Origin of the sequence: Streptosporangium sp. NPDC020145 (genome assembly GCF_040631275.1) — a bacterium.
GTDB lineage: Bacteria > Actinomycetota > Actinomycetes > Streptosporangiales > Streptosporangiaceae > Streptosporangium.
In genome coordinates this window covers 81,978-107,062 of record NZ_JBEXZT010000011.1, presented here as the reverse complement: position 1 = coordinate 107,062, position 25,085 = coordinate 81,978, and the positions used below count along the sequence as shown (strand labels likewise).

General features: G+C 69.5%; 20 protein-coding genes and 4 tRNA genes. 9 read left to right on the top strand and 15 right to left on the bottom strand.

Going from position 1 to position 25,085, the window contains the following annotated elements:
* Positions 1-87: 87 nt before the first annotated feature.
* On the bottom strand, positions 88-711 hold the full coding sequence (locus tag ABZ463_RS21520; protein WP_362778268.1) for a DUF6000 family protein: 624 nt from the start codon (positions 709-711) through the stop codon (positions 88-90).
* A 194-nt stretch (positions 712-905) separates the two neighbouring features.
* Here ABZ463_RS21520 and ABZ463_RS21515 point away from each other — a divergent pair, with 194 nt between their 5' ends.
* Positions 906-1,148 carry a hypothetical protein gene (locus ABZ463_RS21515; RefSeq protein ID WP_362778266.1) on the top strand — a complete coding sequence of 81 codons (243 nt, stop codon included), beginning with the start codon at positions 906-908 and terminating at the stop codon, positions 1,146-1,148.
* 858 nt (positions 1,149-2,006) lie between these two features.
* On the opposite strand, the gene ABZ463_RS21510 is transcribed toward ABZ463_RS21515, so the two are convergent.
* Positions 2,007-2,079, bottom strand: a tRNA-Lys gene (locus tag ABZ463_RS21510).
* A 116-nt stretch (positions 2,080-2,195) separates the two neighbouring features.
* Here ABZ463_RS21510 and ABZ463_RS21505 point away from each other — a divergent pair.
* Positions 2,196-2,837 carry a 3'-5' exonuclease gene (locus ABZ463_RS21505; RefSeq protein WP_352015304.1) on the top strand — a complete coding sequence of 214 codons (642 nt, stop codon included), beginning with the start codon at positions 2,196-2,198 and terminating at the stop codon, positions 2,835-2,837.
* Here the strand turns inward: ABZ463_RS21505 and ABZ463_RS21500 are convergent.
* Positions 2,828-3,985 (bottom strand): acyl-CoA dehydrogenase family protein, encoded by a 1,158-nt coding sequence (locus tag ABZ463_RS21500; RefSeq protein ID WP_362778263.1) that lies wholly within the window; start codon positions 3,983-3,985, stop codon positions 2,828-2,830. The two genes, ABZ463_RS21505 and ABZ463_RS21500, sit on opposite strands and share 10 nt — an antisense overlap.
* Positions 3,986-4,105: 120 nt before the next feature.
* Between ABZ463_RS21500 and ABZ463_RS21495 the strand changes: the two genes are divergently transcribed.
* Positions 4,106-4,576, top strand: coding sequence for a PspC domain-containing protein (locus ABZ463_RS21495; protein WP_352015302.1), 471 nt, complete (start codon positions 4,106-4,108; stop codon positions 4,574-4,576).
* A 1-nt stretch (position 4,577) separates the two neighbouring features.
* On the opposite strand, the gene ABZ463_RS21490 is transcribed toward ABZ463_RS21495, so the two are convergent.
* Both ABZ463_RS21490 and ABZ463_RS21485 read right to left on the bottom strand, forming a co-directional pair.
* Positions 4,578-5,813, bottom strand: coding sequence for an MFS transporter (locus ABZ463_RS21490; RefSeq protein ID WP_362778258.1), 1,236 nt, complete (start codon positions 5,811-5,813; stop codon positions 4,578-4,580).
* Between the two features lie 219 nt (positions 5,814-6,032).
* Positions 6,033-6,374 (bottom strand): metallopeptidase family protein, encoded by a 342-nt coding sequence (locus tag ABZ463_RS21485; protein ID WP_352015300.1) that lies wholly within the window; start codon positions 6,372-6,374, stop codon positions 6,033-6,035.
* A 43-nt stretch (positions 6,375-6,417) separates the two neighbouring features.
* Between ABZ463_RS21485 and ABZ463_RS21480 the strand changes: the two genes are divergently transcribed.
* The 4 genes from ABZ463_RS21480 to ABZ463_RS21465 all read left to right on the top strand — a co-directional run bounded on the left by ABZ463_RS21480 (position 6,418) and on the right by ABZ463_RS21465 (position 8,388).
* The gene (locus ABZ463_RS21480) at positions 6,418-7,938 is read left to right on the top strand and encodes a metallophosphoesterase (RefSeq protein ID WP_362778254.1); all 1,521 of its coding nucleotides are present in this window, start codon (positions 6,418-6,420) and stop codon (positions 7,936-7,938) included.
* A gap of 92 nt (positions 7,939-8,030) precedes the next feature.
* Positions 8,031-8,103, top strand: a tRNA-Glu gene (locus ABZ463_RS21475).
* A gap of 108 nt (positions 8,104-8,211) precedes the next feature.
* Positions 8,212-8,286: transfer RNA gene (locus tag ABZ463_RS21470), tRNA-Asp, on the top strand.
* 28 nt (positions 8,287-8,314) lie between these two features.
* A tRNA-Phe gene (locus tag ABZ463_RS21465) sits at positions 8,315-8,388 on the top strand.
* Positions 8,389-9,225: 837 nt separating this feature from the next.
* Here ABZ463_RS21465 and ABZ463_RS21460 read toward each other — a convergent pair.
* From ABZ463_RS21460 to ABZ463_RS21425, 8 genes are all read right to left on the bottom strand, one after another.
* Positions 9,226-10,389, bottom strand: a complete 1,164-nt coding sequence (locus ABZ463_RS21460) for an acyltransferase (protein ID WP_362778251.1) — start codon at positions 10,387-10,389, stop codon at positions 9,226-9,228.
* Positions 10,382-11,122, bottom strand: coding sequence for an alpha/beta hydrolase (locus ABZ463_RS21455; protein WP_362778248.1), 741 nt, complete (start codon positions 11,120-11,122; stop codon positions 10,382-10,384). Before ABZ463_RS21455 ends, ABZ463_RS21460 begins: the two co-directional genes overlap by 8 nt.
* Positions 11,123-11,349: 227 nt before the next feature.
* A complete protein-coding gene (locus ABZ463_RS21450) occupies positions 11,350-11,559 on the bottom strand; it encodes a LuxR C-terminal-related transcriptional regulator (protein WP_362778245.1) in 210 nt (69 codons plus the stop codon).
* A 10-nt stretch (positions 11,560-11,569) separates the two neighbouring features.
* The gene (locus ABZ463_RS21445; RefSeq protein ID WP_362778242.1) at positions 11,570-12,898 is read right to left on the bottom strand and encodes a histidine kinase; all 1,329 of its coding nucleotides are present in this window, start codon (positions 12,896-12,898) and stop codon (positions 11,570-11,572) included.
* A 428-nt stretch (positions 12,899-13,326) separates the two neighbouring features.
* Complete coding sequence (locus tag ABZ463_RS21440; protein WP_362778239.1) at positions 13,327-14,139, bottom strand: SDR family oxidoreductase; 813 nt, start codon at positions 14,137-14,139, stop codon at positions 13,327-13,329.
* Between the two features lie 90 nt (positions 14,140-14,229).
* Positions 14,230-14,604 carry a helix-turn-helix domain-containing protein gene (locus ABZ463_RS21435; protein WP_362778237.1) on the bottom strand — a complete coding sequence of 125 codons (375 nt, stop codon included), beginning with the start codon at positions 14,602-14,604 and terminating at the stop codon, positions 14,230-14,232.
* Entirely contained in the window at positions 14,601-15,050 is a 450-nt protein-coding gene (locus ABZ463_RS21430; RefSeq protein WP_352015292.1) for an SRPBCC domain-containing protein, read from the bottom strand. The genes ABZ463_RS21435 and ABZ463_RS21430 overlap by 4 nt, the downstream gene beginning before the upstream one ends.
* 250 nt (positions 15,051-15,300) lie before the next feature.
* Positions 15,301-21,780, bottom strand: a complete 6,480-nt coding sequence (locus tag ABZ463_RS21425) for a metallophosphoesterase (protein WP_362778234.1) — start codon at positions 21,778-21,780, stop codon at positions 15,301-15,303.
* 400 nt (positions 21,781-22,180) lie between these two features.
* On the opposite strand from ABZ463_RS21425, the gene ABZ463_RS21420 reads away from it, so the two are divergent.
* Positions 22,181-22,786, top strand: a complete 606-nt coding sequence (locus tag ABZ463_RS21420) for a DUF1707 domain-containing protein (protein WP_352015290.1) — start codon at positions 22,181-22,183, stop codon at positions 22,784-22,786.
* A 15-nt stretch (positions 22,787-22,801) separates the two neighbouring features.
* Here ABZ463_RS21420 and ABZ463_RS21415 read toward each other — a convergent pair whose 3' ends face one another.
* Together ABZ463_RS21415 and ABZ463_RS21410 are read right to left on the bottom strand one after the other, a co-directional pair.
* Entirely contained in the window at positions 22,802-23,554 is a 753-nt protein-coding gene (locus tag ABZ463_RS21415) for a glucose 1-dehydrogenase (RefSeq protein WP_362778231.1), read from the bottom strand.
* A gap of 69 nt (positions 23,555-23,623) precedes the next feature.
* Positions 23,624-24,460, bottom strand: coding sequence for a helix-turn-helix transcriptional regulator (locus tag ABZ463_RS21410; RefSeq protein ID WP_352015288.1), 837 nt, complete (start codon positions 24,458-24,460; stop codon positions 23,624-23,626).
* Between the two features lie 40 nt (positions 24,461-24,500).
* Here ABZ463_RS21410 and ABZ463_RS21405 point away from each other — a divergent pair, with 40 nt between their 5' ends.
* Positions 24,501-25,082, top strand: a complete 582-nt coding sequence (locus ABZ463_RS21405) for a TetR/AcrR family transcriptional regulator (RefSeq protein WP_362778229.1) — start codon at positions 24,501-24,503, stop codon at positions 25,080-25,082.
* The last annotated feature ends 3 nt before the right edge of the window (positions 25,083-25,085 follow it).

The following is a 25,085-nucleotide window of genomic DNA, read 5'->3' as shown; positions in this document are numbered from 1 at the left end:
TGGATTCCCCGTCGGTCTTGACGCTCGGCGCGAAGCGCATGGACACAACAGTGCGCCAGGATCTGACCGAGTCGGGCCGTGGCGGTCTCAGGCGCCGGCTTTCATCGCCTGGTCGGCGAAACGGAGAAGTCCGGCGATCCGGCGGTGGCAGTCGGCCGGGTCCTGGCGTGAGAACGAGGAGCCGCTCCAGAGGCCGTCGGGAGTGAGGAATCCCGGGGCGTGGTCCGTGCCCAGCGTCTCGTCGAGGTGGAGGAGGCCGCCGAGGACCCAGTCCTGGTCGTAATGGCAGTCGCGCTGCGGCAGGTACCTCTCCAGGTAGGCGGTGAGAACGCCGGCGTCCTCCGGTTGCCCGAATCGGGTGATGGCGAAGCTGTACCCCTGACCGGCGTAGACGAGGTCGCTCTCCAGGAGGAGGTCGGCCAGGATTTCACGGAACCGGGTACGCCGGTCGAGGCCGATGAGCCACGCCGCGGCGAGCCGCTCCCGCCAACCGGAGAACTCTCCCCGTCGAAGCATGCGTTCAAGGTCGGCGTCGGTGATCTGCCGAGCGTCGTGGCCCAACGAGCGGAGGAACCTGGTTCGCTCCTGGTCGGCCAGGTCGACGAAGTTGCCATGAAGAAGATCAAGGTAACGGGCGGTCTCGTGCTCCGGCGCGGCGACCGCGTAGCGCTCAATGACCTCGACCGTCAGGTCGTCCGTCGGATCAGTCATGGACACATCCTGGCGTGCGAGGCAAGAGCCCGATGATCACTCGGGAGTCCTCGTGGCCGGTGACGGGAGCCGGCCGACGGAACTCATTTCCGGGAGCGCCAACGGAGCGCCTCTTTTTCGATGGCTGGCGTCCTCGCGATCGACTCCCCTTCGGCGCGGGCCGGCTCTGCACCGAGTACGGAAACCAGGTTGGCATGCACACCCCTCGCCACGCTGTTGGAGAGGGCTACACGGTCGTCCGCCCGGCCCGCATCGAGTCCTCCAGAGCGGAGGACATGCTGATCGCCGTCCGACAGGTGTGGGACAGCACCGAAGGCGATGACGCCCGGCCGTGTGCGGTCGTGGCCGAACCGGTGTCGCTCATCGCCTACCGGCTGGGCCACCACGCCGGAACCGTGACCGGCCACCGCCAGGGTCTGCGCTTCCGCCCCCGCTGACGATGAGCCCGGCACCCGGCACGCCACGGCGCCCCTGTCCTCCTGGGCGGGGGCGCCGTCATGAAGCCACGCAGCCGCTACACCTGGACGCATTTCTTTGCGTCGGCGAACACGCGCTTCCCGTCAAGTGTGCTCAATTTCGCGCAGCTATAGGTCGCGTTCCAGGAGGTGACAGTGATCACGTTGGGGCCGGGCGCCGGGTCCGCGGTCCCAGTACAGTCCTCTCCGATCAGCCACAAGAAGTGGAAAAGCGGCTCCCCGCTCTCCCACCTCCCCTGAGCGCAAACGAAATTGGAGCTGGCGGAAGCGGCGGCCGGGATCGCCGCCAACGGGGAAGCGAGAACCACGGCGGCAGCAGTGACAGCGAGGCGCTTGATCAAGGACATGGGGGTGCCCTTCCACGGAGGAGGCTGGCGAGACCGTTCGGGGGAGCGCCTCGAAGGTAACCCGGGAGAGCGGTCCCGCTCCCTGGCCAGAAGCGGACATCGGTGAACGTCGCGTTGACGGCCTCGACGCGACGCCGCAAAACCTCACCGGGATCCTCCGCTGCCCGTTCGGGGCGCCGTCGCCTTTCCCGTCTCTCCCGCACGAACCCCACTGTGGCCGCGACCGCAGCAGGAGCGGACACCACGAGAATCAGCCAGATCGGCTCTGAACTGTACTTCTGGTACACGGCCACGACCGAAAGCCGGCAGGAACACGGCGTGGCGCACGGCACCGTCCGCAGCCCTGGTGCCGCGGAAGGTCATCGTGGGGAGGCGTCCGGCACCCGTGGTCTCCCCTAGGCGTGCGATCGCCCCTACGGATTCCATGGGGCCGGGAAAAGAAGAACCCCCTGCTGGGCAAGGGGTTGAAGAGTAGGGCGCCTGGGACTCGAACCCAGAACCTACGGATTAAAAGTCCGCAGCTCTAACCATTGAGCTAACGCCCCGCTTGAGACAGCGTACCGAGGATAGTGTCCACCAACGTCCGTTGCCAGGCCCGGAAGGGGCGGTGGTTGGACGAACCGTGTGTGGACGGGGGTAGATGGATCATACAGTGGCACTCATGACGAGCTCGGGGCTTGAGTCCGCCGGAGGGGTCCGCGTGTCCTCCCGGCAAGGGTATGTCGTGGTCGACGTGGAGACCACGGGGTTTTCCCCGGCGAAGGGCGACCAGATCTGTGAGATCGCCCTCGTCTCCCTGAGCACCGAGGGCGAGGTCCTCGACGAGTGGCACTCGCTGGTCAACCCACGCAGGACGACCGGGGCCGTGCACGTGCACGGGATCACCGAGGCGATGGTCGCGCGGGCGCCGGTGATCGAGGAGGTGCTCGACGACGTCTGGCAGCGGGTCGCCGGGCGTGTCCTGGTGGCTCACAACACCTCCTTCGACCTCCGGTTCCTCCGGGTTCTGCCGGAAAGTCACTGGCTGACCGAGACCCTGTGCACGCAGAAGCTCGCCCCGGACTTCCTCTCCGAGGGGAAGTGGACCCTGGCCGCCTGCTGTGAACGGGCGGGTATACCGCTTTCCGGCGCCCACGCCGCGCTGGCCGACGCCAGGGCCACCGCCGAACTGCTCCGCTTCTACATGCGCCAGGGCGTCTCCTGGCAGGAGAAACTGGCCAGGGCCGCACGGACTCCCCTCTGGCGCCCCAGCGGCAGGCCGCAACGCCCCGCACTCGGCCGACGACTCCAAGGTCAGCGGTAGGCGGGAATCCCGGTCAGGGCCTCGCCCAGGACGAGGGTGTGGATCTCCTGGGTGCCCTCGTAGGTCAGCACGCTCTCCAGGTTGTTCATGTGCCTGATCACGGGATACTCCAGCGTGATGCCGTTGCCGCCCAGGATCGAGCGCGCCTGACGGGCGATGTCCAGCGCGGCGCGGACGTTGGCGAGCTTGCCGAAGCTGACCTGCCGGGGGGTGAGGGTGCCCGCGTCCTTCAGCCGGCCCAGGTGGAGCGCGGTGAGCTGAGCCTGGCCGAGACCGACGTACATCCAGGCGAGCTTCTCCTGGGTCATCTGGAAGGCCCCGATGGGCTTGCCGAACTGGACACGGGTCTTCGAGTAGTCGACGGCGGCCTCCAGGCAGGCGCGGGCCGCCCCCACGACTCCCCACAGAATGCCGAAACGCGCTTCCGACAGGCACGAAAGCGGCCCCTTCAACCCCCGCACCCCGGGCAGTACGGCTGACGCGGGAAGACGGACGTCGTCGAGATACAGGGAGGAGGTCACCGAGGCCCTCAGGGACATCTTCCTGTGGATCTCAGGGGCGGAGAACCCGGGAGTGCCGGTGGGGACGACGAAGCCGCGGACGCCGTCCTCCGTCTGGGCCCAGACCACCGCGACGTCGGCGACGGAGCCGTTGGTGATCCACATCTTGGAGCCGTTGAGGACCCAGTCGCCCGAAGGGTCCTGCTTGGCATGGGTGCGCATCCCGGCGGGGTCGGAGCCGTGGTCGGGCTCGGTGAGGCCGAAGCAGCCGATCGCCTCGCCGGAGGCCATCCTGGGCAGCCACTCCTCCTTCTGCTCCGCGGAGCCGTACTTCCAGATGGGGAACATGGCCAGCGAGCCCTGCACGGAGACGAACGAGCGCAGCCCCGAGTCTCCCGCCTCAAGCTCCCGGCAGGCGACGCCGTAGGAGACGGCGTCCAGGCCCGCGCAGCCGTACCCGCCCAGGTGCATGCCGAGCAGGCCGAGCGAGCCGAGGAGCGGTGCCAGTTCACGGGCGGGGAAGACCGCCTCCTCGAACCACTCGCCCACGTGGGGGAGCACCTTGTCCGCGACGAACTCAGCGGTGGTGTCACGGATGAGCCGCTGTTCCTCGGAGAATGCGTCGTCGACGCGCAGGAGATCGTCCATGAGGTGTTCCTCTCTCGTCGGCCCCTGTCAGGGTATTGATGGCGTCTCAGGAAGGATGTCAGGGTCCTCCCAGGGGGAATCCCGATGTGAGCGATGTCCCTTCAGGGGCATTCTGAAGACATGAACGAAAACGAGTTCTCAAGCGTCAAGAAGCTCCGCAGGACCAGGAACGGGCGCGTCATCGCGGGTGTGGCCTCCGGGCTCGGACACTACGTCGGAGTCGACCCCAACATCATCCGCGCGGCCCTGGCCGTCGCCTCCTTCTTCGGTGGTCTCGGCGTCGGGATCTACGCGGTCGGCTGGCTGCTGCTGCCCGAGGAGGGCAAGGACTCCTCGATCCTGCAGGACCTGGTCGCCAAGAACAAGGACAACCCGGTGTGGCTGGACGCCAAGGCCAAGGCCGAGCAGGGGTGGGCGAAGGCCGAGAACTGGAGCAGGAACGCCGGTCACAACGGCTCCTACCAGGCTCCGCACCAGCAGGCCCCCTACCAGCAGGCCCCGCAGTACCCCACCCACCAGGACCCGGTCGCTCCCTACCCCACCCCCGGTACGGCCCAGCGAGACAACGGCGGCCCCGCCCCTCAGGCGTGAGTCAGGCGGACGTCTCCGTGCGAGCCATCTCGATGATCTCCTGGCGGGATCGGACCCAGAGCACGGCCAGCGCGGCCGCCAGAAGGAGACCGGCCGCGCCGGCCAGTGCCACCACGACCTCAGGGCCGAGTCTGTCGGCGGCGGCGCCGCCCACCAGGATGCCGACGCCCTGTGACGCGAGCAGGCCCGAGTGCACGAGCCCGAAGGCCAGAGCCCGCCGTTCGGCGGGGACACACTGCACGAACGCGGCGTTCGCTGCGAGCTGGTAGGCCCCGCCGACCCCCGACAGGAACCACAGGACCAGCACCACGACCAGCGGCGGCCGTACGGCACAGGCGATCAGTGGCGCACAGGTCAGCATCGCCAGCCAGCCCATCAGACGCAGCCGGCTCGACGGGGTGACGTATCGGCCGAAGAGGAAGGCGCCGACGACCGTCCCGGTGGGCATCGCGGCCATCAGCAGGCCCGCGACGAAGGAGATCCGCTCCGGATCGTCGGTCAGCGTCGCGGCGTAGGGGGTGGCGATCCCCTCAGGAAGCACGTAGAAGCCACACAACCAGGCGAACATGACGAGCGTACGCAGTCGTCCGTCGCCGAAGACGAGTCTGGTGCCCGCACGGGTCATGGTCCACATCGAGGGCGAGGCCGTGTCGTCGCGGACGGGCTCGGGGCGGCGCCGTATGCCGGAGACCAGGATCAACGCCGAGGCCAGATAGGTCGCCGCGTCCAGAGCCAGCGCCCGGTACGGTCCCATACCCATGATCAGGGCGCCGCCGAGGGCGAAGCCCAGCATCTGGGCCCCCTGGTTGGTCATGTTCTGCAGGGCGGAACCCACGACGTAGCGGTCGCCCTCAAGGATCTCGGGTAACAGCGCGGCCCTGGCGGCGGAGAACGGGGCGCTGAGCAGCACCACGCAGAAGACCAGGGCGCACAGCGCCGCGAACGGTGTGCCGGGGATCGCCATGAGCGCGACCAGGAGTGCTCTGAGCAGGTCGCATACGATCATGATGTGTCGCCGGGCGTGCCGGTCGGCGAGTGCCGAGAGCAGCGGCCCGCCGATGATCGGGGGAAGATAGGTCAGGGCATAGACCGAAGCCGTCGCCAGAGGCGACTCCGTGCGCTGGAAGACCAGCACGGACAACGCGACTCGGGAGAGCTGGTCACCCAGGAGGGAAAGCCCCTGGGCCATCCAGAGCGCGCGAAACTCTCCGATGGCGATTATCTCGCCATATGTCACTTGGGCTTCGGTGGGGCGGCGGTGCCGCCCGGGTAGCCGACCGGGCCGGGTGGCCGCCATATGACTCCGCTGGGCTGCAAGCACATTGACTGTGGGTGGTCAGTATGTAACCTACGGTGCCCGTTGAAGCGCCGTTGCGCAACCGAAAGCGACGAAGCCCATGCACAGCGTGGCGAAATATCATGATATTTCCCTGCATGGGAGGTTGTGTCGTTTCGATCACCAGCCGAGGTCGTGCAGCCTGTCGTCGTCGATACCGAAGTGATGGCCCACCTCATGGAGCACGGTGATGCGGACCTCGTTCACCACGTCACTTTCGGACTTACATATAGAAAGTATGGAGTTACGGTAGATCTCAATGCGGTCGGGTAGTACTCCTGCGTACCAGTCCCCGCGTTCGGTGAGTGGAATCCCGGTGTACAGCCCAAGAAGATCGGGTTCGGGCGGATCGTCCACAACCACCACGACCACGTTGTTCATCACTCTCGTCAGTTCGGGAGGAATCGTGTCCAGAGCCTCGGCCACGAGCTCCTCGAACCTTTCTCGCGAGACTTCGATCACACCCGCCATTGTGCCCCCGGTTTCCGGGTAGAGGGCGGAGCGGATGGATCTCAGCAAGCTCAGAAGCCTCACAAAGCGGGCCCAGGGAGGGCTTCGCAGCCTCGCCGTGGGGCGCGTCACGCGCGGCGTGGCGGTCGTCGCGGTGTCCATCGCCTCGGCCTGGCTCGGCATCATGCTCGGTGGCCCCGTACGCGCCAATGTCGGCCCCGTGGAACTCGGTATGACGGCGGAGCCGTCCTGGACGGGGGAGACCGTCCTCGACGCGCATCCGTTCGGCACGCTGCTGTTCGACACCCACGACGCGCCGGTCGGCCTGCGCGTCACCCTGGAGAACATCAACACCAGCAGGGTCGCCATGATCCTGGACAACCCGCGGATGTCCTCCCACCTGCCCAGCATGATGGAGAAGGAGCTGCGTGAGGGGGTCAGGACCCTGGTTGTCAGGGCTCTGGTGTGCGGTCTCGCGGGCGGCCTGCTCGGCTCGCTGATCGTCTTCCGCAGGCCGGGTCCCGCGCTGGCGGGCCTGCTGAGCGCCACGGTCGCCATCGCGGGTACGGGCGCGGCCGTCGCGCTGACCTTCCACCCGAGGGCGGTGGTCGAGCCGAAGTACACCGGCCTGCTCGCCGGGGCGCCCTCGCTGGTCGGTGACGCCGAGTCGATCGTGACGCGGTTCGAGTCGTACCGGACCCAGCTCGCCAAGCTGGTCAACAACGTCTCCCAGCTCTACGACACGGTCTCGGCCCTGCCGCTGTACGACTCCGACCCCGCCTCGATCAGGATCCTCCACGTCTCGGACATCCACCTCAATCCGATCGCCTGGAACGTCATCCGCTCGCTCACCGAGCAGTTCAAGATCGACGCGGTCGTGGACACCGGTGACCTGACCGACCACGGGACGGGCCCCGAGGACAAGTTCGCCGAGGAGATCGGCCGGCTCGGCCTGCCGTACGTGTTCGTCAGGGGCAACCACGACTCCGGTTCGACCCAGAAGGCGGTCGCGAAGCAGAAGGGCGCCGTCGTCCTCGACGACAAGGTCAAGACCGTGGCCGGGCTGCGCATCTACGGGCTCGGCGACCCCCGGTTCACCCCGGACAAGTCCGTTTCCGTCGACTCGGACCTGGAGGCGCTTGCGGCCACCGGGCGTGAGCACGCCGCCAGGCTCGCCCTGGAGAGCAAGCCCGTCGACCTCGTCGCCGTGCACGACCCGACGATCGCCAGGCAGTTCTCCGGCCGGACGCCCATGATTCTCGCGGGACACTCCCACGAGAGATCGACCGAACTGCTGCCCTCCGGTACCCGGCTGCTCGTCCAGGGTTCCACGGGCGGGGCGGGTCTACGGGCCCTGGAACACGACGAACCGACCCCCGTCGCGGCCTCGGTGCTGTACTTCGATCGCAAGTCACACCGCCTGCGGGCCTGGGACGACATCACCCTGGGAGGGCTGGGAGAGCAATCCGTCCAGATCGAGCGTCACGTCGAGAGCGCCCCTGGCCGTACAATTTCTCCTGGGCCGACTGTTTCCCCGTCTCCAACGGGGGCGACCGTCGGCGCCACGCCGCCTTAGCCGGAACGCCGCTTTGGCATCGGGGTCAAAAGTCCCCTATGCTTCAGAGGTCTCCAGCGGAAGACGGCAACGGAGCGGGACGCCAGTTCCGAGCCCCCATCGTCTAGTGGCCTAGGACACCGCCCTTTCAAGGCGGCGACACGGGTTCGAATCCCGTTGGGGGCACCTGCTGAGCGAAAGCTCACCGGGGAAACGGCAGGTCGAAGACCTCCGAAGAACTGGTAAGCTAAGCAAGGCAAGAAAGACGGAAGCGAAAACTTCCGACAAAAGCAAGGTCCTGTAGAGCAGTTTGGAGTGCTCGCCACCCTGTCAAGGTGGAGGTCGCGGGTTCAAGTCCCGTCAGGACCGCTCTGGTAGGTGTTCGATCCACCACCGAGGTCAGGTAGCTCAGTTGGTACGAGCGTCCGCCTGAAAAGCGGAAGGTCGGCAGTTCGACCCTGCCCCTGACCACAGCAGCTGAGCAGCAGGGAAGCCCCGAACGAAGTCGTTCGGGGCTTTTTTGATCTCGGCGGCAGTAAGTCGCCGGCCTCCGTTTCAGGTTCGTTCATGGCGCGCTGACGTGCGTGTGGTTATTTCCCTGGTCAGAGGCGAAAGGTTCGGGCCGGGGCACGACGTTGCCCAGGGCGCTTCGGACGGTTCGCGCCGTTGACACCGCGCGGGACTTCCATGTGTGGTCCCGTGATCACCGGCATGACCACGGTTGCGGTCACCCGCGCTGCGTTGAAGAGCGTGAAGGCCACTGTGTCTGCCACACGTTCTCGGAAGACACACGGACAGCGCGTGACCGGCCCGCCGGATTGGAACGTGGTTCGGCGCAGGAGGCCGTCAGGGGCTTGATGGCCAAGGGGTTCGTGGAGATTCGTGCCGTCAGCCACCTGGCGGAGCGCGCGTTGGCCGATGGGGAGACCGATACGGCGATGAGGCACCTGGAACACATGCGCATGATCGCTGACGTGTGTCACAACCTGCCGGGCGATTTTCTGTCCAAGAGGCGCGAGGTCCGCGAGCGGAAGGCCGTCAAGAGCCTCCGATTCCACTTACGGGAGCTCGATCCCGACGATCGTGTGCCCAGTGGGTCGCGGGGCAATTGGAAGGTCAGAGATTCGACCACGTTCGCGTTCTCCGCGATCGGATCAAATGGAGGCATGCTCGGTATACGAGTGCCGACAGGTCCTCAAGAACGTCCATCAAGACGGCTGTGCAAGCCCTGATGTGTCTACCGAACTGGGGCGACTCCAGCCGCAGGGGCCTTTCGTGGCACAGCGTCACAAACATGCGAAGACCGCGTCAAGCTGATCGCGACACTCTGGCATTCAACCGCTTCGCCGCTGCCCCCGCCAGGGCGAGCAGCCCTCCGAACACCGGCAGCCAGCCCAGGCGCTCCGGCAGCCAGGAGAGGTGGGCGGGCGGGGTGAGCAGTCCTGGGACGGCGCCGAAGCGGAGTGCGGCCAGGGCGGTCACGGCAGCCACCGTCAGGTGCCAGAGGAAGATCGTCATAGCGGACAGGTTGAGCAGCGCCACCGCGGCCCAGAGCCGGGGCCTGCGCATCAGCCGCCCCAGCGGCCCGTGCGCCAGCAGCGCCAGCCCCACCTGGGCGAGCCCGAAGGCGACGGCGGCGAGCGTGGGCGGGCTGAGGTTCGAGACCCTCGCCCCCGGCACGCCCACCATGCTCGCGGGATAGCCGAACCCGGCCACCAGGACCGCCGCCCCGGCCGCCCCTCCGGCCAGCAGCGCCACCGCCGTCCGCCGGGAGGCGAGCCCGCCGCCCGCCCAGCCCATCCCCAGCATGTACGGCACCAGCCACCCGGCCGCGAGGTTCACCCACCCCAGCCAGGCCGGCCCGCCCAGGCCGAACCTGACCGCGTCCACCACGAGCACCACCGCGGCCGCCGAGACGGCGGTGACACCCGGCCGCAGTCTCAGCAGCAGGGGAGTGGCGGCGGTGAGCGCCGCGAAGACCGCCAGGAACCAGATCGGTCCGAGCGCCGGGAGCGCCAGCGCCCTGACCGTCGCGTACGGCGCGCCGTGCAGCGCCAGCCCCGCCGCGATCCCTGCCCAGACCAGCAGGAGCGGGCCCACCGGCCGCAGCAGCCGCCCCATCCTGGCCCGCACCCACGCCGGTCCCGCCGTCCGCGCCGGTCCCGCCGTCTCCGCCCCCGCCCGATCACCCGCAGTCCGCAGGCTCCGTGCCGCGGCGTACCCGCCCACGAAGAAGAACACCGCCAGCGTCTGCAACACCCACGACAGCGGCGCGAGCTCCGGCATGAACGCGAGCGGGCTGGAGACGGCGACCGTCCCCCGGGGCCCGGGCACCCACGCCGTGACGAGCCAGTGCCCCAGCACCACCCCGGCGATCGCCAGCGCCCGCAGCGCGTCCACCCCCCGGTCCCGCCCCGGCGGCGTCATCGCCTCGACCCGCGCCGCCGTACGGCGCCCGGCCGGGTCACGCATGGGACACCTCGGCGGTCCGCCCGAGGGCGATCAGGGTGAGGTTGCGCAGGGACTCGCCGCCGGGGGCGAGGTAGTCGCTGTGCCCGGCGGCGCCGGCCGCGAACACCCGGGAACCGTAGCCGGGCTCGGCGGGATCGCGGCCGAAGCCCAGCGGGCCGAGCTTGATCTTGGGGATGTCGCGCGTCCAGTCCTCCGTGCCGCTGCCCGCCCAGAGGGGGACCCCGCCCAGTTCGGCCGCCGAGGAGACGCCGAGCCCGGGGCTGCCGAACACGGCCAGGTTGTCCGCCCGGATCCCCGGCGCGGCCTTGGCGCACACCACCGACCCGTAGCTGTGGCACAGCAGGCTGACCCGCTTGCCGCGGAGCGTCTCGTTCACGTAGCGCCGCAGCGCCGGGGCGCCCTTCTCCGCGGCCCAGCCGGTGGCGGACTCCAGGCTGATGGTCGCCGGGCTGTCGTACCCGAGCCAGGCGACCACGGCCAGCCGGGCTGCCGGATCCAGTTCCCGCGCCTGGGCGAGCACCGCCCGCGCCCCGCCTCCGGGGGTGCTGTACGGCTTGGCCCGCCCGCCGTCGAAGGTGGCGGGCGTGGTGTCGGCGCCGGGGACGATGACGGCCACGTGCTCCGCCGTACTGAGATCGCCGTAGACCTGGATGATCCGGTCACCCTGCGGCGAGGGGACGGCCAGGTAGGTGAGCGCTGCGGCGGTGGCGACGGCGAGCGAGGAGCGGAGCACGGAGGCCTCCTGTCCGGTTCGGGGGAACGAGACAGGACGCTACGAATCAAGATCGGTAACTCGCGTCACACCGCGGTGCTCACCTTCACATCACCCCCCGGAGGGAGGAAGGCGGCGCCGTCCCGGGGGAGCGGGGCGTGGGACGGTCCCCTGGGGATCTCACTCGCCGGAGCGGACCGGTCCGGACTCGCAGGCGTACAGGATCGCCTGGGCCCGGTCGCGCAGGTTCAGCTTGGTCGGGATCGGCCGATGTGGGTCTTGACCGTCTGCTCCGAGAGTACGAGCTCCTCGGCGATCTCCTGGTCGGAGCGGCCCCTGGCGATGGGGACGAGCACCTCGGTCTCGTGTTCGGTGACGCGCTCGACAGCCTCCCGCCCGTTCACCGCCTCGATGTCGGACCGGGCGTCCAGGAACACGGTGAAGCCGGTTCTGACCATGCCCTGATCGTCATGTTTCCTCAGCGATCGGAAGTATCGCGGTGACCGCGAAGCCCTTTCCCGTCGGTCCCGCCCACACGCTCCCGCCGAGCATGGCGGCCCGTTCCCGCATCCCGATCAGGCCGTGTCCCGTGTGCTTCTCGCGCCCCGCCTTCGCCGCCTCCGCGGAGGCGCGGTCCCCGCCGTCGTCCGCCACGTGGATGTTCAGCTCGTCGCCCGAGCGGTGGATCCTCACCGTGACGGCCGAGCCGGGCGCGTGCCGCATGGCGTTGCTGAGCGACTCCTGCACGATCCGGTAGGCCGACAGATTCACCGCGGTGGGCAGGTCGAGCAGGTCGCCGCCCAGCTTGAGCTCCACGGAGAGCCCCGCGGAGCGCGCGGTGGCGGCGAGCTCCTCCAGGCGGCCCAGGCCCGGCTGCGGCGCGGTGTCCGTACGCCCGTCCCCGTCGCGTAGCACGCCCAGCACGCGGCGCATCTCGGTCATGGCGGCCAGCGAGAGCGCGCGGATCTCGCCGAGCCCCTCCTCCAGCAGCCGCGCGTCCTCCCGCGCCTGCAGTGGTATGGCCTCCGCCTGGATGGCGATCACCGACATGTGGTGCGCCACCACGTCGTGCAGCTCCCGGGCGATCCTGGCCCGTTCCTCCAGGACGGCCTGCCCGGCCAGCGCCTGCTCGCTGCGCCGTTCCTCCTCGGCCAGCCGCCCGGCGGCCGTCCTCCTGGCCTGGACGTTGTAGCCGAACAGGACGGTGACGGTCACCATGGCGATGCCGATGAACGTCACGCCGGGCAGGCTGGGGTCGGATTGGATGCCGAGGATCCACAGGGCGGCAGCCGAGATCATCCACACACCGATGATGACGTGCCGCTCGCAGCGGACCGCGACCGCGTAGACCACCAGCAGGTACATGATCACGGCGTCGGCGGAGAAGGCCGCCTCCAGGTCCTGGCCGCGGGTGACGATCCCCCAGGGAATCAGTACCACCGCGAGCCGCCAGGCCATCAGCGGCCAGCGGTCGCGCAGCGCCAGCGGCAGCGAGGAGGTCAGGGCGATGAACGCGATCTCTCCCTCGTCCAGAGGCGTCGCCATATACAGCGACTCGTGCCTCATGAGCGCCTGCACGGAGCGGAACAGGATGAAGGCCAGTACGAGATCGGCGACGAGGACCAGGTTGATCGTGCGGAACGGCAGCAGACTCAGAAACCCCGGCACGCGGGGGGTCAGCCACCGGGGGCGGGGGTGCGACGGACCGGCCCTGCCGGTCCACACGGCTGCGGTGAGCGCGCGGCCCAGCCGGGCGACGGGCCGCAGCCGCGCCCGCTGGGCGGGGGGAGAAGCCATCCGGCCAGTCTATGGAGACCGCCAATCACCCAGATCACACCATGGAGGGATCTTTCGCCTCACCCCGGTGGGCCGGATCACGCCAGTTGGAACCGGCGGAGCGTTGCGACCTGGCGGGCAAGGTTCTCCGGACCAAGCTTGTCGGCACCAGTCGAGGAGTTCCCATGCCGGACGTCTGGGGCGTTGAGCCGTTCAACCGCCGCTTGCGCTCTGGCGACGGCTTCTCCGGCTGAGATGGGTAAGTGCGTGCGCCTACCGAGTGCTGCCGGCGTTCAAGACGGTTGGACGGCGGTGATCCGGACGCCTGACCGCCCGTAGGGGCAGGTCACGACCACCGGGAAGCCCGCGTCGGCGACGGCCTGGGCGTTGGGCGGAACGCCCAGGAGGTGCGGGGAACGAAGTCGTCGGGTTGATCGGATGCGGCGGTCTCAGTCGACAAGTGCGCCGGCGGTCAGGTTGGCGATCGTTCCGGTCATGGCTCCGGCTCGGTCCGAAGCCAGGAACGCGGCCGTCTCCGCGATCTCGGAGAGCGTGGGCAGTCTCTTCAGAAGCGTTCCCTGCGCCATCGCTCCGCTTTCGAGCAGCTCCTGGACCGACTGCCCGGCCGCCGTCGCGGCTTGCTCGAAGAGGTCCTTGGTGTGGGAACCCGCCGCGGGCGCGTCGACGGCGGCGTGTGGACGGATGCCGATCACCCGGACGTTGCCCGGCGCCAGTTCCGCGGCCAGAACCCGGGAGAAGGCCTCCTTGCCCGCCGCGCTCACGGCGTGCCCCAAGATGCCGCCCACAGCCAGCTTGGAACCCGGCTCGGACAGCGTCAGGATGACGCCGGGCCGCTCGCGACCCGTGTGCCGTGCCACAGCCTTGCTCGTGATGAACAGCGCCCGCAGATAGCCGTCGATCGGCCGCATGAACTCCTCCAGCGAGAGATCCGCCAGCGAGGTCCCCTGGTCGTGCGGGACACTCACGGCGTTGACGGCGATGTCGATGCCGCCGGCCGTCGCCGCGACCGTGTCGGCGTGCTTCTCGACCGCCTGTTGGTCGAGAACGTCGACCTGCGCGGTCTCGACCGCTCCGCCCGTGGCGGCGATGTCACGTGCCACGGCGTCGAGCCTCTCCTGTGTCCGTCCGGCGATGAACACCCTCGCGCCTTCCCGGGCGAACACCCGGGCGATCGCGCCGCCGATGGCGCCCCCGCCCCCATAGATGACAGCGTTCCTGTCGCCGAGCAGCGATCCACTCATGTTTGTCCCCCAAAGGTGGTTGATTCTTCGGACGGTTACACGGGCTCGATGGCACACCGGCACCGTCGGTTCAGGCGTCCGGGACGGAGATCACCGCCACCGGCACACGGGTACGTCGATCTGTTGGTCAGTCGTTTTCTGACGCTGGATCTGTTCCGCGATGCGCTTGATGCGGTTCAGCCGTACATCCCAGGTTCTGCCGACCTCGTTCAGCTGCCGTACGGCGCGGGCGAGCTGTGCCTCGTCGACTTCGTAGCGTCGCTCGCGGCCCATCGGTGTCGCGCGCACGAGGCCCGCGCGATCGAGGACGTTCAGATGCTTGGTGACCGCCTGGCGCGAGATCGGGAGACGATCGCTCAGGCTGGTCGGCGTACCGACGCCTTCCGCGAGCAGCAGGTCGAGCAGACGGCGCCTGATCGGGTCGCCGATCGCCGACCAGAGTTCGTCGTCGACGGCGACGGTCATCGCGCCACCACGGAAGAGGCGTAGCTCCGCAGGAGGGGAAGGAAGGTGTCCCAGCCGTGCTCGTGTTCGTGGAAGGCCTTCTCAAGCACGGCGGCCTCCCAGCCCTTCTCCCGCCAGCCGCTCTCGGTCAGGTGCAGAATCGTGCCGTCGCCGGAGGGTTCGAGCTCGAAGGTGATCAGGAGAGAGTTGCCCGCATCGGGCAGTTGACCGTCAGGGGCGACCCAGCGCATCGCGAACCTGCGGGGCGGGTCCACGTCGACCACCGTGATCGACTCGACCACGTCGGGGACGTCCCACACCAGTTCGCCGACGGCGCCTGGCTCGGGCTCGAACGACGCGTCGTCGGACCACCACATCTTGATGTGCTCGGGACGACTCACCACATCGAACACGACCTCCGGCGCCGCGTCGATGTGGATCTCACGCTCCAGCTTTCCGAACTCCACCACGGACCTCCAATAGGCAACCATCGGTTGCGCATTAACCTAGTGGTCGTATCAGTGATGCGCAACCTTGTGTTGCGTGTAGACCGTGGGGTCGGCGGAGAGGGCGTTATGGGCACGGCCGGTCGGGGCGCGGCCCATGCCCGTACGGGGAGGTCTGGTCGCGGCGTCGCCCTGATGCGCCATGGCGCCCGCAGCCGAGAAGGCTGCGGGCGCCATGGGCTTTCGGGTCGTCGGAGAGGCCGGGGCCTCCTTACGGGTTGACCTTCACCTGGACCGCCGGGGCCGTGCCGATCCGGACGTCCAGGACGATCGACTTGCCGGCGCGGAGGGCGGCGCGGGCCTCGTCGCGGAGGTTGAGCTTCAGGTCCCGGGTCTTGCCGGGCTGGAGCGTGACCTTCTTGTCGTCGACAGGACGGCCGCCGTGGGAGACGGTGACATCCTCCTGGCACTTGCCCTTGCCCGTGCAGATCAGGGTGATCGTCACCTGGGCGGGGGCGTTCCCCTGCGTCTTGACCGTGGCGGTGACGGTGTCGTGGAGCACCCTCATCCCCGTGGGCTCGGGTACCCGGGACAGGAGCGGGGCGAGGTAACGCTTCGTGTCACCGGAGGTGTTGAGCGCGAGGGTCGTCCCGTCCGGCTGGTTCAGGAGCACGGTCAGCGTCGCGTTGCCCTGCTCGTCGAGGCGGGCCTCCCCGAGATAGGCGATGTCGCCTCCGGCCGGAGCCGACGCGGGGGCGCCGGCCTTCAGCAGGAGGAACGACAGCTGCTTGGCCGCCGTGGCGGCCCCCGCTGACACCGTCACCGTGACGGTGCCGTTGTCGTTCACGACCGCCTGGTGGCGGATGCCGTCGGTCTCGGTGGCCTTGGCCGCCGCCGCTGGGACCACGGTGGTGAACGCGACGGTCCGCGCCGAGGCCGCGGACTCCGCCGAAGCCGCCGCGGCAGGCGTCGCGGTCTCCTCCGTGGCGGGGTTCTCGGCGGCAGGGCTCGCAGGTTCCGGCGCGGTGGCGGGTGCCGTCAGGGCGGCGCGCAGGACCGGTCGGCCGAGGCCGGTGTCCCACCGCCAGACCTTCTCCAGGTCCCACCCGATCGACGCGTAGGTGGCCGGGTCGGCGGCCTGCGCGACGGTGACGGTGGTGCCGTTGAAGCTCTCCGGCGCGGTGGAGCCGATGCTCTGCACCGACGCGACCAGGGTCTCGACGGCGAGGTTGTGCTCGACGGTCGGCGCGCCCCCGTTCAGGGTGCGGGCGACGATCCGGTGGGCCCATCCGGTCGCGGTCACCGTCGGGTTGAGCGCGACGTTGTTCCGGATGGTGGTGCCGGTGTAGGCGTAGCCGCTGATGCCGGCCGCGGCCTCGCTCTTCGGTACGGTCACCGCGCCGGTGGCGTAGTTCCGCTCGGTGAGGCTGCCGCCGCTCGCGGAGCACTGAGTGGCGCCGCCGGCGATGCCGACGAGTCCGCCCGCGTACTTGCCGCCGGTCGTCGAGACGGTCGTCGCCGACCACGAGTCGCGCAGCACGCCGCAGCTGTAGCCGACGATGCCGCCGACCGTGGTGGCGCCGACGATCGAGCCGCTGGTGGCGACCCGCTCAACGGTGCCGTCGAGACGGTCGGCCAGCGGACCCACGTTCCCCGTGGTGGTGTTCACCGAGGCCCCGGCGAGGGTCAGGTCGTGCACCTTGCCGGTGACGGAGGTGAACAGGCCGCCGACGGAGGAGGTGTAACCGCTCAGGGTGTGTCCCGCCCCGTCCAGTTCGCCGGTGAACGCGGGGGTGATCGGGGCGACGCCGGTCAGGTCGAGGTCCGCGGCGAGCCGGAACCTCTCCGCCGGGTGGGCGGCGATCTGACCCAGGTCGGCCGCCTGCCGTACGAGGTAGAAGCCGTCGGTGTCCCGCGCCAGAGCCGGGCCCGTGGGCTCGGGCTCGGAGACGGGGGGGACGTCCTCGGGTACGGCGCGCAGTACGGGCCGCCTGCCGTCCTCGTCCCACTTCCAGACCGTGGTGAGGTCGAAGCCGAGCTTGCCGGTCCAGAAGTCCTGGCTGCGGGCCTCGTCCCTGGTCGCGGTGGCGCCGTTGAGCGTCGCCGGACCGATCGTGGTCTCCTGCTGCGTGGTGGCCTGGAGGGTCTCGACCGCCCAGTTCCCCTCAAGCGTGGCGACGTTGTTCGCCAGCACCCGGCCCAGGAAGCGGTGCGCCCAGGACGGCGCGGTGACGGTCGGGTTGAGCGCGATCGAGTTCCGGATCGTGGTGCCGGTGTAGCCGTACCCGGCCACGCCTCCGTCGTTGCGGCCGTCGGCGAGGACGGCACCCGTGGCGAAGGCCCGCTCGGTGAGCGATCCCGCCAGCGCGACGCCGATGACCCCGCCCGCCTCGGTGGACAGCGCGTGCACGTCCGCCGTGGAGTAGACGTCACGGACGACACCCTGGGAGTCGCCGAGCAGACCGCCGACCCGCGAGGCCCCGGTCACCGAGCCGGAGACCCACACACGCTCGACGGTGCCGGTGCTCGCGCCCGCCAGGATGCCCGCGCGCGCGGTGGTTCCGGTCACCTTGGCGCCGACGATCGCGAGGTCGTGGACGTTTCCGGACACCTGCGTGAACAGGCCGCCGGTCGAGGTCAGGCCCTTGATCGTGTGGCCCGCGCCGTCCAGCTCACCGGTGAACGCGCCCGGCAGGGTGGTGAACGGCTTTCCGCTCAGGTCGATGTCGGCGCCGAGCACGTAGTCATACGAGAGGTGCGTACCGATCTGGGCGAGGTCGTCGGCGCTCTTGACGATGTGGAAGCCCCTGTCGTCCTTCGGCAGCTGGGGCGCCTCACCGGCCTGCAGCGTCTCGGGCGCCACCTTCAGGGTCGGCCGCGCGCCGGTCTCGTTCCACTGCCAGACGTTGGTGAAGTCCCAGCCGCGCGCCTCGTAGAAGGACTGCTTGCGGAGTTCGGCGGGGGGGACGACGTTGCCCCTCTGGTTGCCCGCCGCGGGCGGGTCGGTCAGCGTCTGCCCACTGATCGGTACGGCCCGGCTGACGTGGTTGTCCTCCAGCGAGGCCGTCTGCCCGGCGAGCACGCGGCCGAGGATGGCGTGCGCGTAGCTGGTGCCGGAGACGTTCGAGTTCAGCGCGACCGAGTGGCTGATCTCGGTCGCGTCGTACCCGTAGGCCGCGATGCCGCCCGCCGACGCCCCGGCCGAGGTGACCGAGCCGGTGGCCAGCACGTTCTGGGTGACGGAGCCGCCCATGGCGACGCCGACGACGCCGCCGACGTACTGGGCCGTGGCCTTGACGTTCACCGTCGAGACGCTGTCGCGGACGATGCCGAACTGGTGGCCGGTGATGCCGCCGACATAGCTCGCGGCGGTCAGCGACCCGTCGGCACGGACCCGCTCGATCGTGCCGTGGTTGATGTCGGCGACGAGACCGGCCGGGGTGCGGTCGGTGGTCGCCTCGCCGTTGACGACCAGGTTCACGATCGTGCCGTGGTTGTCGGCGAACAGGCCGGGCCCCTGGCCGGGGATCGCGGACAGGCCGGAGACGGTGTGCCCGGCGCCGTCGAACACGCCGGTGAAGGCGATCGTGCGGCCGATCTGGAAACGGCCGAGGCCGCTCAGGTTCAGGTCGCCGGCGAGCCTGTAGTGCCCGGCCGGGTCGTTGTCGATCTTCGCCAGGTCGTCGGCGGAGTCGATCAGGTAGGGGGTCTGGGCGGTGCCGTCACCGGCCAGGCCCTCGCGCAGGGTCACGGCGGGCCGCAGCGGTTTGCCGGACTTCAGCGAGTCCCAGACGAACAGCCTGACGGTCGAGCTCGGCGCGACCGCGAGCGGCTTGTCGAAACGGATGTACTGCTCACGGCCGGTGTGGTTGAGCGTGACGTCGGCCGAGCGCACGTCGATCATCTTCTGCTGCGAGGCGTCGTACGTCGCGGCCATGACGGTCAGCCTGTCGAGGCTGCCCGGGGAGGAGATGAGTCCGACGCCGTCCAGCTCACGGTTCCTGATCTCGGCGGAGGAGACCTTCCAGGTGCCCTGCGGCTTGGTGACGGTGAAGTCGTCGACCACCCGGCCGTCGATCTTGTACGCCGTCAGTCGCAGGCCCGCGTCGGTGGCCGTCAGGACACCGCCCATCTGGATGTCCTCGTCGTCGACCTTGTCGTCCCACCAGTGCTTCGCGTTCTCGTAGAACTTGGGGCCGGAGGAGCCCATCGTCACGAAGGTGGTGCCCTCGGCCGTCTCCTCCGGCGTCCGGGCCAGCCGGCCCTCGTAGATCGTCGAGCGCTTGTAGACGTGGTCGTGAGCGCCGATGTACATGTCGACGCCGAGCTGGTCGAGGACGCGCGTGACCTTCTCGCGGTCGATGTCCATGCCCGCGTCGGCCCCGTGGCGGCCGCCGTAGTAGGAGAAGTGCCCGAGGGCGACGTTCCACTTCTTGTCCGAGGCCCGGACGTCCTTCACCAGCCAGGCGAGCTGGTCGTCGAGACGGGCGGTGGAGCTGAGGACGGAGAAGTGGATCTGCCCGCGGTCGAACGAGTAGTTGGCCTCGCCCACGGCGCCGTTCTTGGGCAGCGCGAACATGTTGGTGAAGATCGAGGCGGGCTCGACGGCGACCGAGTTGTAGTCGGGGTCCTCGTAGGTCTCGTGGTTGCCCTTGACAGCCGCGTACTGCGTGTCGAGGCCGGACAGGAGCGCGTCGTTGATCTCGCTCCACATCCTGGTGCGGCCGCCGTCCTCGACGAGGTCGCCGAGCTGCATGACGGTGCCGCCGCCGGGAGCCTTGGCCTTCAGCTGGTCGAGGACCTTGCCCGGCAGCTTGAGGCTGTCGGCGTTGCTGTCGGGGACCTGGACGTCGCCGAGGATGTAGACGGGCTCGCTGTCGGTCCCGCCCGCGAGGAACCGGCCCTTGACGTCCGTCCAGGCGGCCGTGTCGGCGGCCTTCGGAGCGGCGCCGTTCCTGGTGACGCCGAGGCGGTACCGGTAGGACGTGCCGACCTTCAGGCCGGTGAGCCGGAACTCGTGGGAGCGCAGCGTCTGGCCCGTGACGGAGTGCTGGAACTTGGGCTCGTCGTTGCCGACGGTCGACGTCTCGTACGGGCTGTCGCCGGTCGAGGTGAGGACCTGGGCCCTGGACCAGTCGTCGCCGCCCTCCGGCAGGACCTGCGCGTAGACGCGCTGGATGTCCCGGTCGGTCGTGACGGCGATGCCCGCCGTGCCGGGCTCGGCGCCCACGGCCACGTTGTTGGTGAAGCGGAACACGCCCGCCGGGTCCTGCGTCCTCTGGTCGATCTGGATCCGGCGCAGCTCGGCGTTGGTGTTGCCCTTGTCGTCGGTCGCCTTCACGACGACGAACGTGTCGTCGTAGGAGCGGATCTGGAAGGCGCCGTCCTTGACCGGGACCTGGCCCGCGGAGTCCCACACCTCAAGGGCGGTGGTCGGCTGCCCGCCGGAGTCGTCGGTCGCGCTCACCTGCGGCAGCGTGACCGCCTGGCCGTACCGGGCGGTCGTGGGCACGTCGGCGACGGTGATCTGCGGGGCGTAGTTCGCGCCGCTCGTCGTCTCGCCGATCCAGATCGGGGCGGAGACCAGGAAGTTGCCGTCGGCCTGGTCGGCGCGGACGTAGTAGAAGTCGCCGTCCTTGACGTCCAGCTTCTTCTTCAGCGTCAGGTCGTTGCCGCTCAGCCTGCCGAAGTCGTGGGCGACCTTCCCGCCGTTGGTGATCAGCTGCGCGCCGGTGAAGGAGTCCTTGGCGTCGGGGTCCCTCAGCTGGAGCTCGGCGTCCAGGGTGGTGGTGCCCGCGGGCAGGATCGAGCCCATCAGCTTGCCGTTGCCGCCGAAGGCGAGGACGGCGTTGACGTCTCCGGTGGAGTACGTGCTGCGGTCGCGCATCGCCGCGTAGAGGTCGTCCAGGCTCCTGCCCCTGGCCCAGATGCCGGTGATCGACGGGTTGCTCGTGACCCAGGTGGCGGAGTGCTCGTCGCCGTTCCAGACCGGGGACAGGTGCCAGCCCGCGTCAAGGGCCTTCTGGAACTCCCTGGCCTGGTCCGGGGACTTGACCTCGATCAGCTCCATGCGTTCGTCGGCGGTCCTGTCCAGGCCCTTGAAGCCGAAGAACTCGCCCTTGCCCGTGGGTGAGGGGTGGTTGAACTGGCCGATCGCGTTCGGGTCCTGCTTGAGGCGGGCGAGGTAGGTGAAGTAGTCGTACTTCATGTCGCCGACGCCGAAGCCGTTGGCGAACCCGTCGACGGTGCCCTTCTCCGTGGCCCTGGCCGTCGCGTGCCAGCTGGTGTTGAAGAGGTTGATGTGGCCGGTGCCGTCGTACCAGGTGTTCTCGATGGCGGGGGCCACGGTGAGCTCGGTCTGGGACGCGTTGAACTTGTCCGCCAGCTCGTGCAGGGCGCGCCACTCGTCCGAGTCGGCGTCCCGCCAGTCCTTGATGAAGTCGTCGCCGTTGCGGATGTCCCACATCACGTCGTGCTCGGTGAGGGCGAAGAAGTCCGCGTCCGTCTTGTCGCGCACGTAGGTGAACGCCGCGCTCGGGTTCTCGGCTCCGTCGCTCATTCCGGTGTGCGCGTGGAACTCACCGGTGTACAGGGACTTGCCGAGGTAGGTCGGCCGGTTCTCGGTCGCCGAGGCCGCCGGGGCCGCCGAGGCCGGGGAGGCCGGCGCGGCGACGAGTGCGCCGGCCGTGAGTGCGATCGCGGTGATCGCACCGGGCCAGGCAGGGGGTCGTGGTGCGCTGCTGCGCGTCATGTTTCTGCCGTTTCAGGTGATTCGAGTGTGCTGATCACAGAAATCACGGCGGGTGGAACGGCTCACTGCGCGTGCGTGTAGTGAAGGTGAACGATCAACAAATCCCGACAATGATCACATTTTGGATCTATCAGACAAGGCGCCCAACGGGCTTGTTCGGTGATCAGACGGGCGGCGCTCCGGTCGGCGGCCGCGCGCGGAGACCGCCATGATCGACCGGCCCGCGACGGCGCACGCGCACCGCCTCCCAAGTGCCGTGAACGGCAGGCCGGACCGGTCCGGTGACCTGCGCCGTAACCTTCAGCCGCCGGGCTCGGGGTGACGGGGTGCGAGCCGGTACGGAGACCCGGCCCCTTTTACGCGCTCTCTGTCGTGATAAATGAGAACTATCGTGACTTTCATGGAAAACTTCCCTCAGCGCAGGGACCCCCAGACGTCGAACCTGCGCGCCTCGGACAGCAACAGGGAGCAGGTCTCCGCCCTGCTCGGTGAGGCCCTGAGCACCGGTCAGCTGGCCTACGAGGAGTACTCCGAACGCCTGGACAGGCTCTACCAGGCCAAGACGGTTGGGGAACTTGAGGTTCTCACCAGCGATCTGCAGGTCGAGCGGCACCGTCCGGCCACGAGCCCGGTGTCCTACGTCCCGGGCACGAACTCAGAACCCGAGAACGTCATCGCCATCTTCGGCGGCGCCGACCGCAAGGGCCGCTGGCGGGTACGGCGGCGCATCAGGGGTCTGGCCCTTTTCGGCGGGATGCGGTTCGACATGACCGACGCCGAGTTCGAGGCGAAGGAGATCGAGATCACGATCAACGCCGTCTTCGGCGGGGCCGAGATCATCGTGCCCGAGGGGGTGGAGGTGCGCTGCCAGGGTGTGGGCATCTTCGGCGGCTTCGACGTGCACGGCGGCCCGGACATCGACCCGTCGGCGCCGGTGGTCGTGGTGAAGGGCCTGGCGCTGTTCGGCGGCGTGAGCGGCAAGGCCAAGCGTAGGAAGGACCGCTGAGCCCGGGAGCGGGACTCACAGCACCGGTGCGGGGGTGGAGTTGACGAGGCCGCCGTCGACGAGGATGTCCTGGCCGTTGACGTAGGAGGCCTCGCCGGAGGTGAGGAAGGCGACCACGGCGGCGACCTCCTCGGCGGTGCCGACGCGTCCGGCGGCGATGGAGGCCGCGAGGGAGGCCCGGGCCTCGGCGGAGACCTCGGTGCGGAACGCCGGGGTGTCGATGGTGCCCGGGCTCACGGAGTTGACCCGGATGCGCCGTGGCGCCAGCTCGGCCGCGAGGGTCCGGGTCAGATTGTGCGCCGCGGCCTTGGCCGCCGAGTAGAGGGCCGTGCCGGGCGTTCCACGGTGCAGGGCGAACGACGCGTTGATCACGATCGATCCCCCGTCGGACAGCAGGGGAAGCGTCTTCTGGACGGTGAAGAACACCGCCTTGAGGTTGATGTCCACGACGCGGTGGAACTCGGCCTCGGTGACGTCGCCGAAGGGCTGGAAGGCGCCGACGCCCGCGTTGGCGAACACCACGTCCAGCCCGCCGTACCGGTCGTGGACGGTCGAGGCCAGTGTGTCCAGGTCGGCGAGGTTCGCCGCGTCGCCGGCCACCCCGAACGCCCGGTCGCCGAGGCTCGCCACGGCGGCGTCCAGCCGTACCCTGTCACGGCCTGTGACGACGACCCGGGCTCCTTCGGCGAGCAGCCGGTGCGCGGTGGCCAGGCCCATGCCGCTGGTACCGCCGGTGATCAGTGCGACTTTTCCCGAGAACCGTGTCATGGGTCCAGCGTGCCGGTACGGCGCGCGGGCATACAGTGCGCGCCTGTCGTGGGTGTGGTACCACCAGGTTCAGGCCGTGCGGGTCAGGGCGGCGAGACGCTCGCCGGTGCCGGGGCGGGGGTCGTACAGCACGAGGTTCAGGCCGGGACGGTCGGCGACCGTCAGGGTCGTCGCGTCGAAGAACAGCTCACCGGCCCGGGGGTGGCGCAGGGCGTTGACGGCCTGGGCCGGGACGCCCACCTCGTGGCGTTCCCACAGTTCGGCGAAGTCGGGGCTGACGACGCCGAGGTCGGCGACCACCCGCTCGAATCCGGCGTCGCCGGGGAAACGCGCCCAGTCGGCGCGGTAGGCGGCCACGACGGCGGGGGCGGCCGAGACCCACGTCTCGCGCATGGCGAGATAGCGGGGGCTGGTGAAGAAGGTGACCAGGCAGTTGTGGGCGGCCCCCTCGGCGAAGCCGAACACGCTCCGCGCCGTCTCGTTGAACGCCAGCACGTCCCAGTTCCTGTCCCGCAGCACCGCGGGCCGTCCCTCCCACCCGTCGAGCAGGCGCCGCAGCTCGGGGGTGACCTCGCTCGCGGGCGTCCGCCCGGCGGGCGGCGGGTTGAGACCGGCCAGGGAGTAGAGGTGGGCCCGTTCGGGTTCGCCCAGGCGCAGCGCCCCGGCGATCGCGTCGAGCACGCCGGTCGAGACGGTGATGTCGCGGCCCTGTTCGAGCCAGGTGTACCAGGAGACCCCGACCCCGGCCAGCAGCGCCACCTCCTCGCGCCGCAGCCCCGGGGTCCGGCGTCGTCCGGCCGTGGGGATGCCGACGTCGCCGGGGGTGAGCCGGGCCCGGCGGGCGCGCAGGAAGTCACGGAGCCGTTCGCGCCGCCGGGTGGAGTCGCCGATCGCCTCGATGGTCATGTCCCCACGATAGCCACAGGGATCGACTATTGTTAGTCAGGTGGCTGACTCAAAGAAATCGGCGGGCAAACGGCGGCAGCTGATGGTCGCCGCCGCCCAGGTCCTGCACCGGCAGGGCGTGGAGCGCACCACCATCGCCGACATCGCCAACGCCGCCGACGTCCCCGTCGGGAACGTGTACTACTACTTCAAGACCAAGGACGCGCTGGTCCAGGCGGCCCTGGCCGAGCACGCCGGGCACCTGGCGGGCCTCACCGACGAACTCGACAGGCTTCCCGACCCGCGCGAACGCCTCAAGGCCCTGGTCGGCGGCTGGATCGGCCAGCGCGACGTCGCGGCCCGCTACGGCTGCCCGACCGGGACCCTGGCCGTCGAGCTGGACAAACGCGAGGACGGGGGCATGGACGTCGAGGCGGGCAGGGTCATCCGGCTGCTGCTCGACTGGGCCGAGCGGCAGTTCCGCGAACTGGGCGCCCCCGATCCGGACGGCCTGGCGCTCACGCTCGTCGGCGCCTACCAGGGCATGTCGCTGCTGACCAACGCCCTGCGCGACCCGGAGATCATGGTCCGCGAGGGAAACCGCCTCCTGGGCTGGCTCGACTCCCTGCCCGGCGACTCCTGAGGC

Bases quoted from the DNA above. Each gene is read 5' to 3' on its own strand.
- ABZ463_RS21415 (WP_362778231.1), bottom strand. From the start codon at position 23,554: ATGACACGGTTCTCGGGAAAAGTCGCACTGATCACCGGCGGTACCAGC.
- ABZ463_RS21420 (WP_352015290.1), top strand. From the start codon at position 22,181: ATGGAAAACTTCCCTCAGCGCAGGGACCCCCAGACGTCGAACCTGCGC.
- ABZ463_RS21425 (WP_362778234.1), bottom strand. From the start codon at position 21,780: ATGACGCGCAGCAGCGCACCACGACCCCCTGCCTGGCCCGGTGCGATC.
- ABZ463_RS21515 (WP_362778266.1), top strand. From the start codon at position 906: ATGCACACCCCTCGCCACGCTGTTGGAGAGGGCTACACGGTCGTCCGC.
- ABZ463_RS21410 (WP_352015288.1), bottom strand. From the start codon at position 24,460: ATGACCATCGAGGCGATCGGCGACTCCACCCGGCGGCGCGAACGGCTC.
- ABZ463_RS21520 (WP_362778268.1), bottom strand. From the start codon at position 711: ATGACTGATCCGACGGACGACCTGACGGTCGAGGTCATTGAGCGCTAC.
- ABZ463_RS21435 (WP_362778237.1), bottom strand. From the start codon at position 14,604: ATGACCGTCGCCGTCGACGACGAACTCTGGTCGGCGATCGGCGACCCG.
- ABZ463_RS21445 (WP_362778242.1), bottom strand. From the start codon at position 12,898: ATGGCTTCTCCCCCCGCCCAGCGGGCGCGGCTGCGGCCCGTCGCCCGG.
- ABZ463_RS21500 (WP_362778263.1), bottom strand. From the start codon at position 3,985: ATGGACGATCTCCTGCGCGTCGACGACGCATTCTCCGAGGAACAGCGG.
- ABZ463_RS21495 (WP_352015302.1), top strand. From the start codon at position 4,106: ATGAACGAAAACGAGTTCTCAAGCGTCAAGAAGCTCCGCAGGACCAGG.
- ABZ463_RS21505 (WP_352015304.1), top strand. From the start codon at position 2,196: ATGACGAGCTCGGGGCTTGAGTCCGCCGGAGGGGTCCGCGTGTCCTCC.
- ABZ463_RS21480 (WP_362778254.1), top strand. From the start codon at position 6,418: ATGGATCTCAGCAAGCTCAGAAGCCTCACAAAGCGGGCCCAGGGAGGG.
- ABZ463_RS21440 (WP_362778239.1), bottom strand. From the start codon at position 14,139: ATGAGTGGATCGCTGCTCGGCGACAGGAACGCTGTCATCTATGGGGGC.
- ABZ463_RS21460 (WP_362778251.1), bottom strand. From the start codon at position 10,389: ATGCGTGACCCGGCCGGGCGCCGTACGGCGGCGCGGGTCGAGGCGATG.
- ABZ463_RS21450 (WP_362778245.1), bottom strand. From the start codon at position 11,559: ATGGTCAGAACCGGCTTCACCGTGTTCCTGGACGCCCGGTCCGACATC.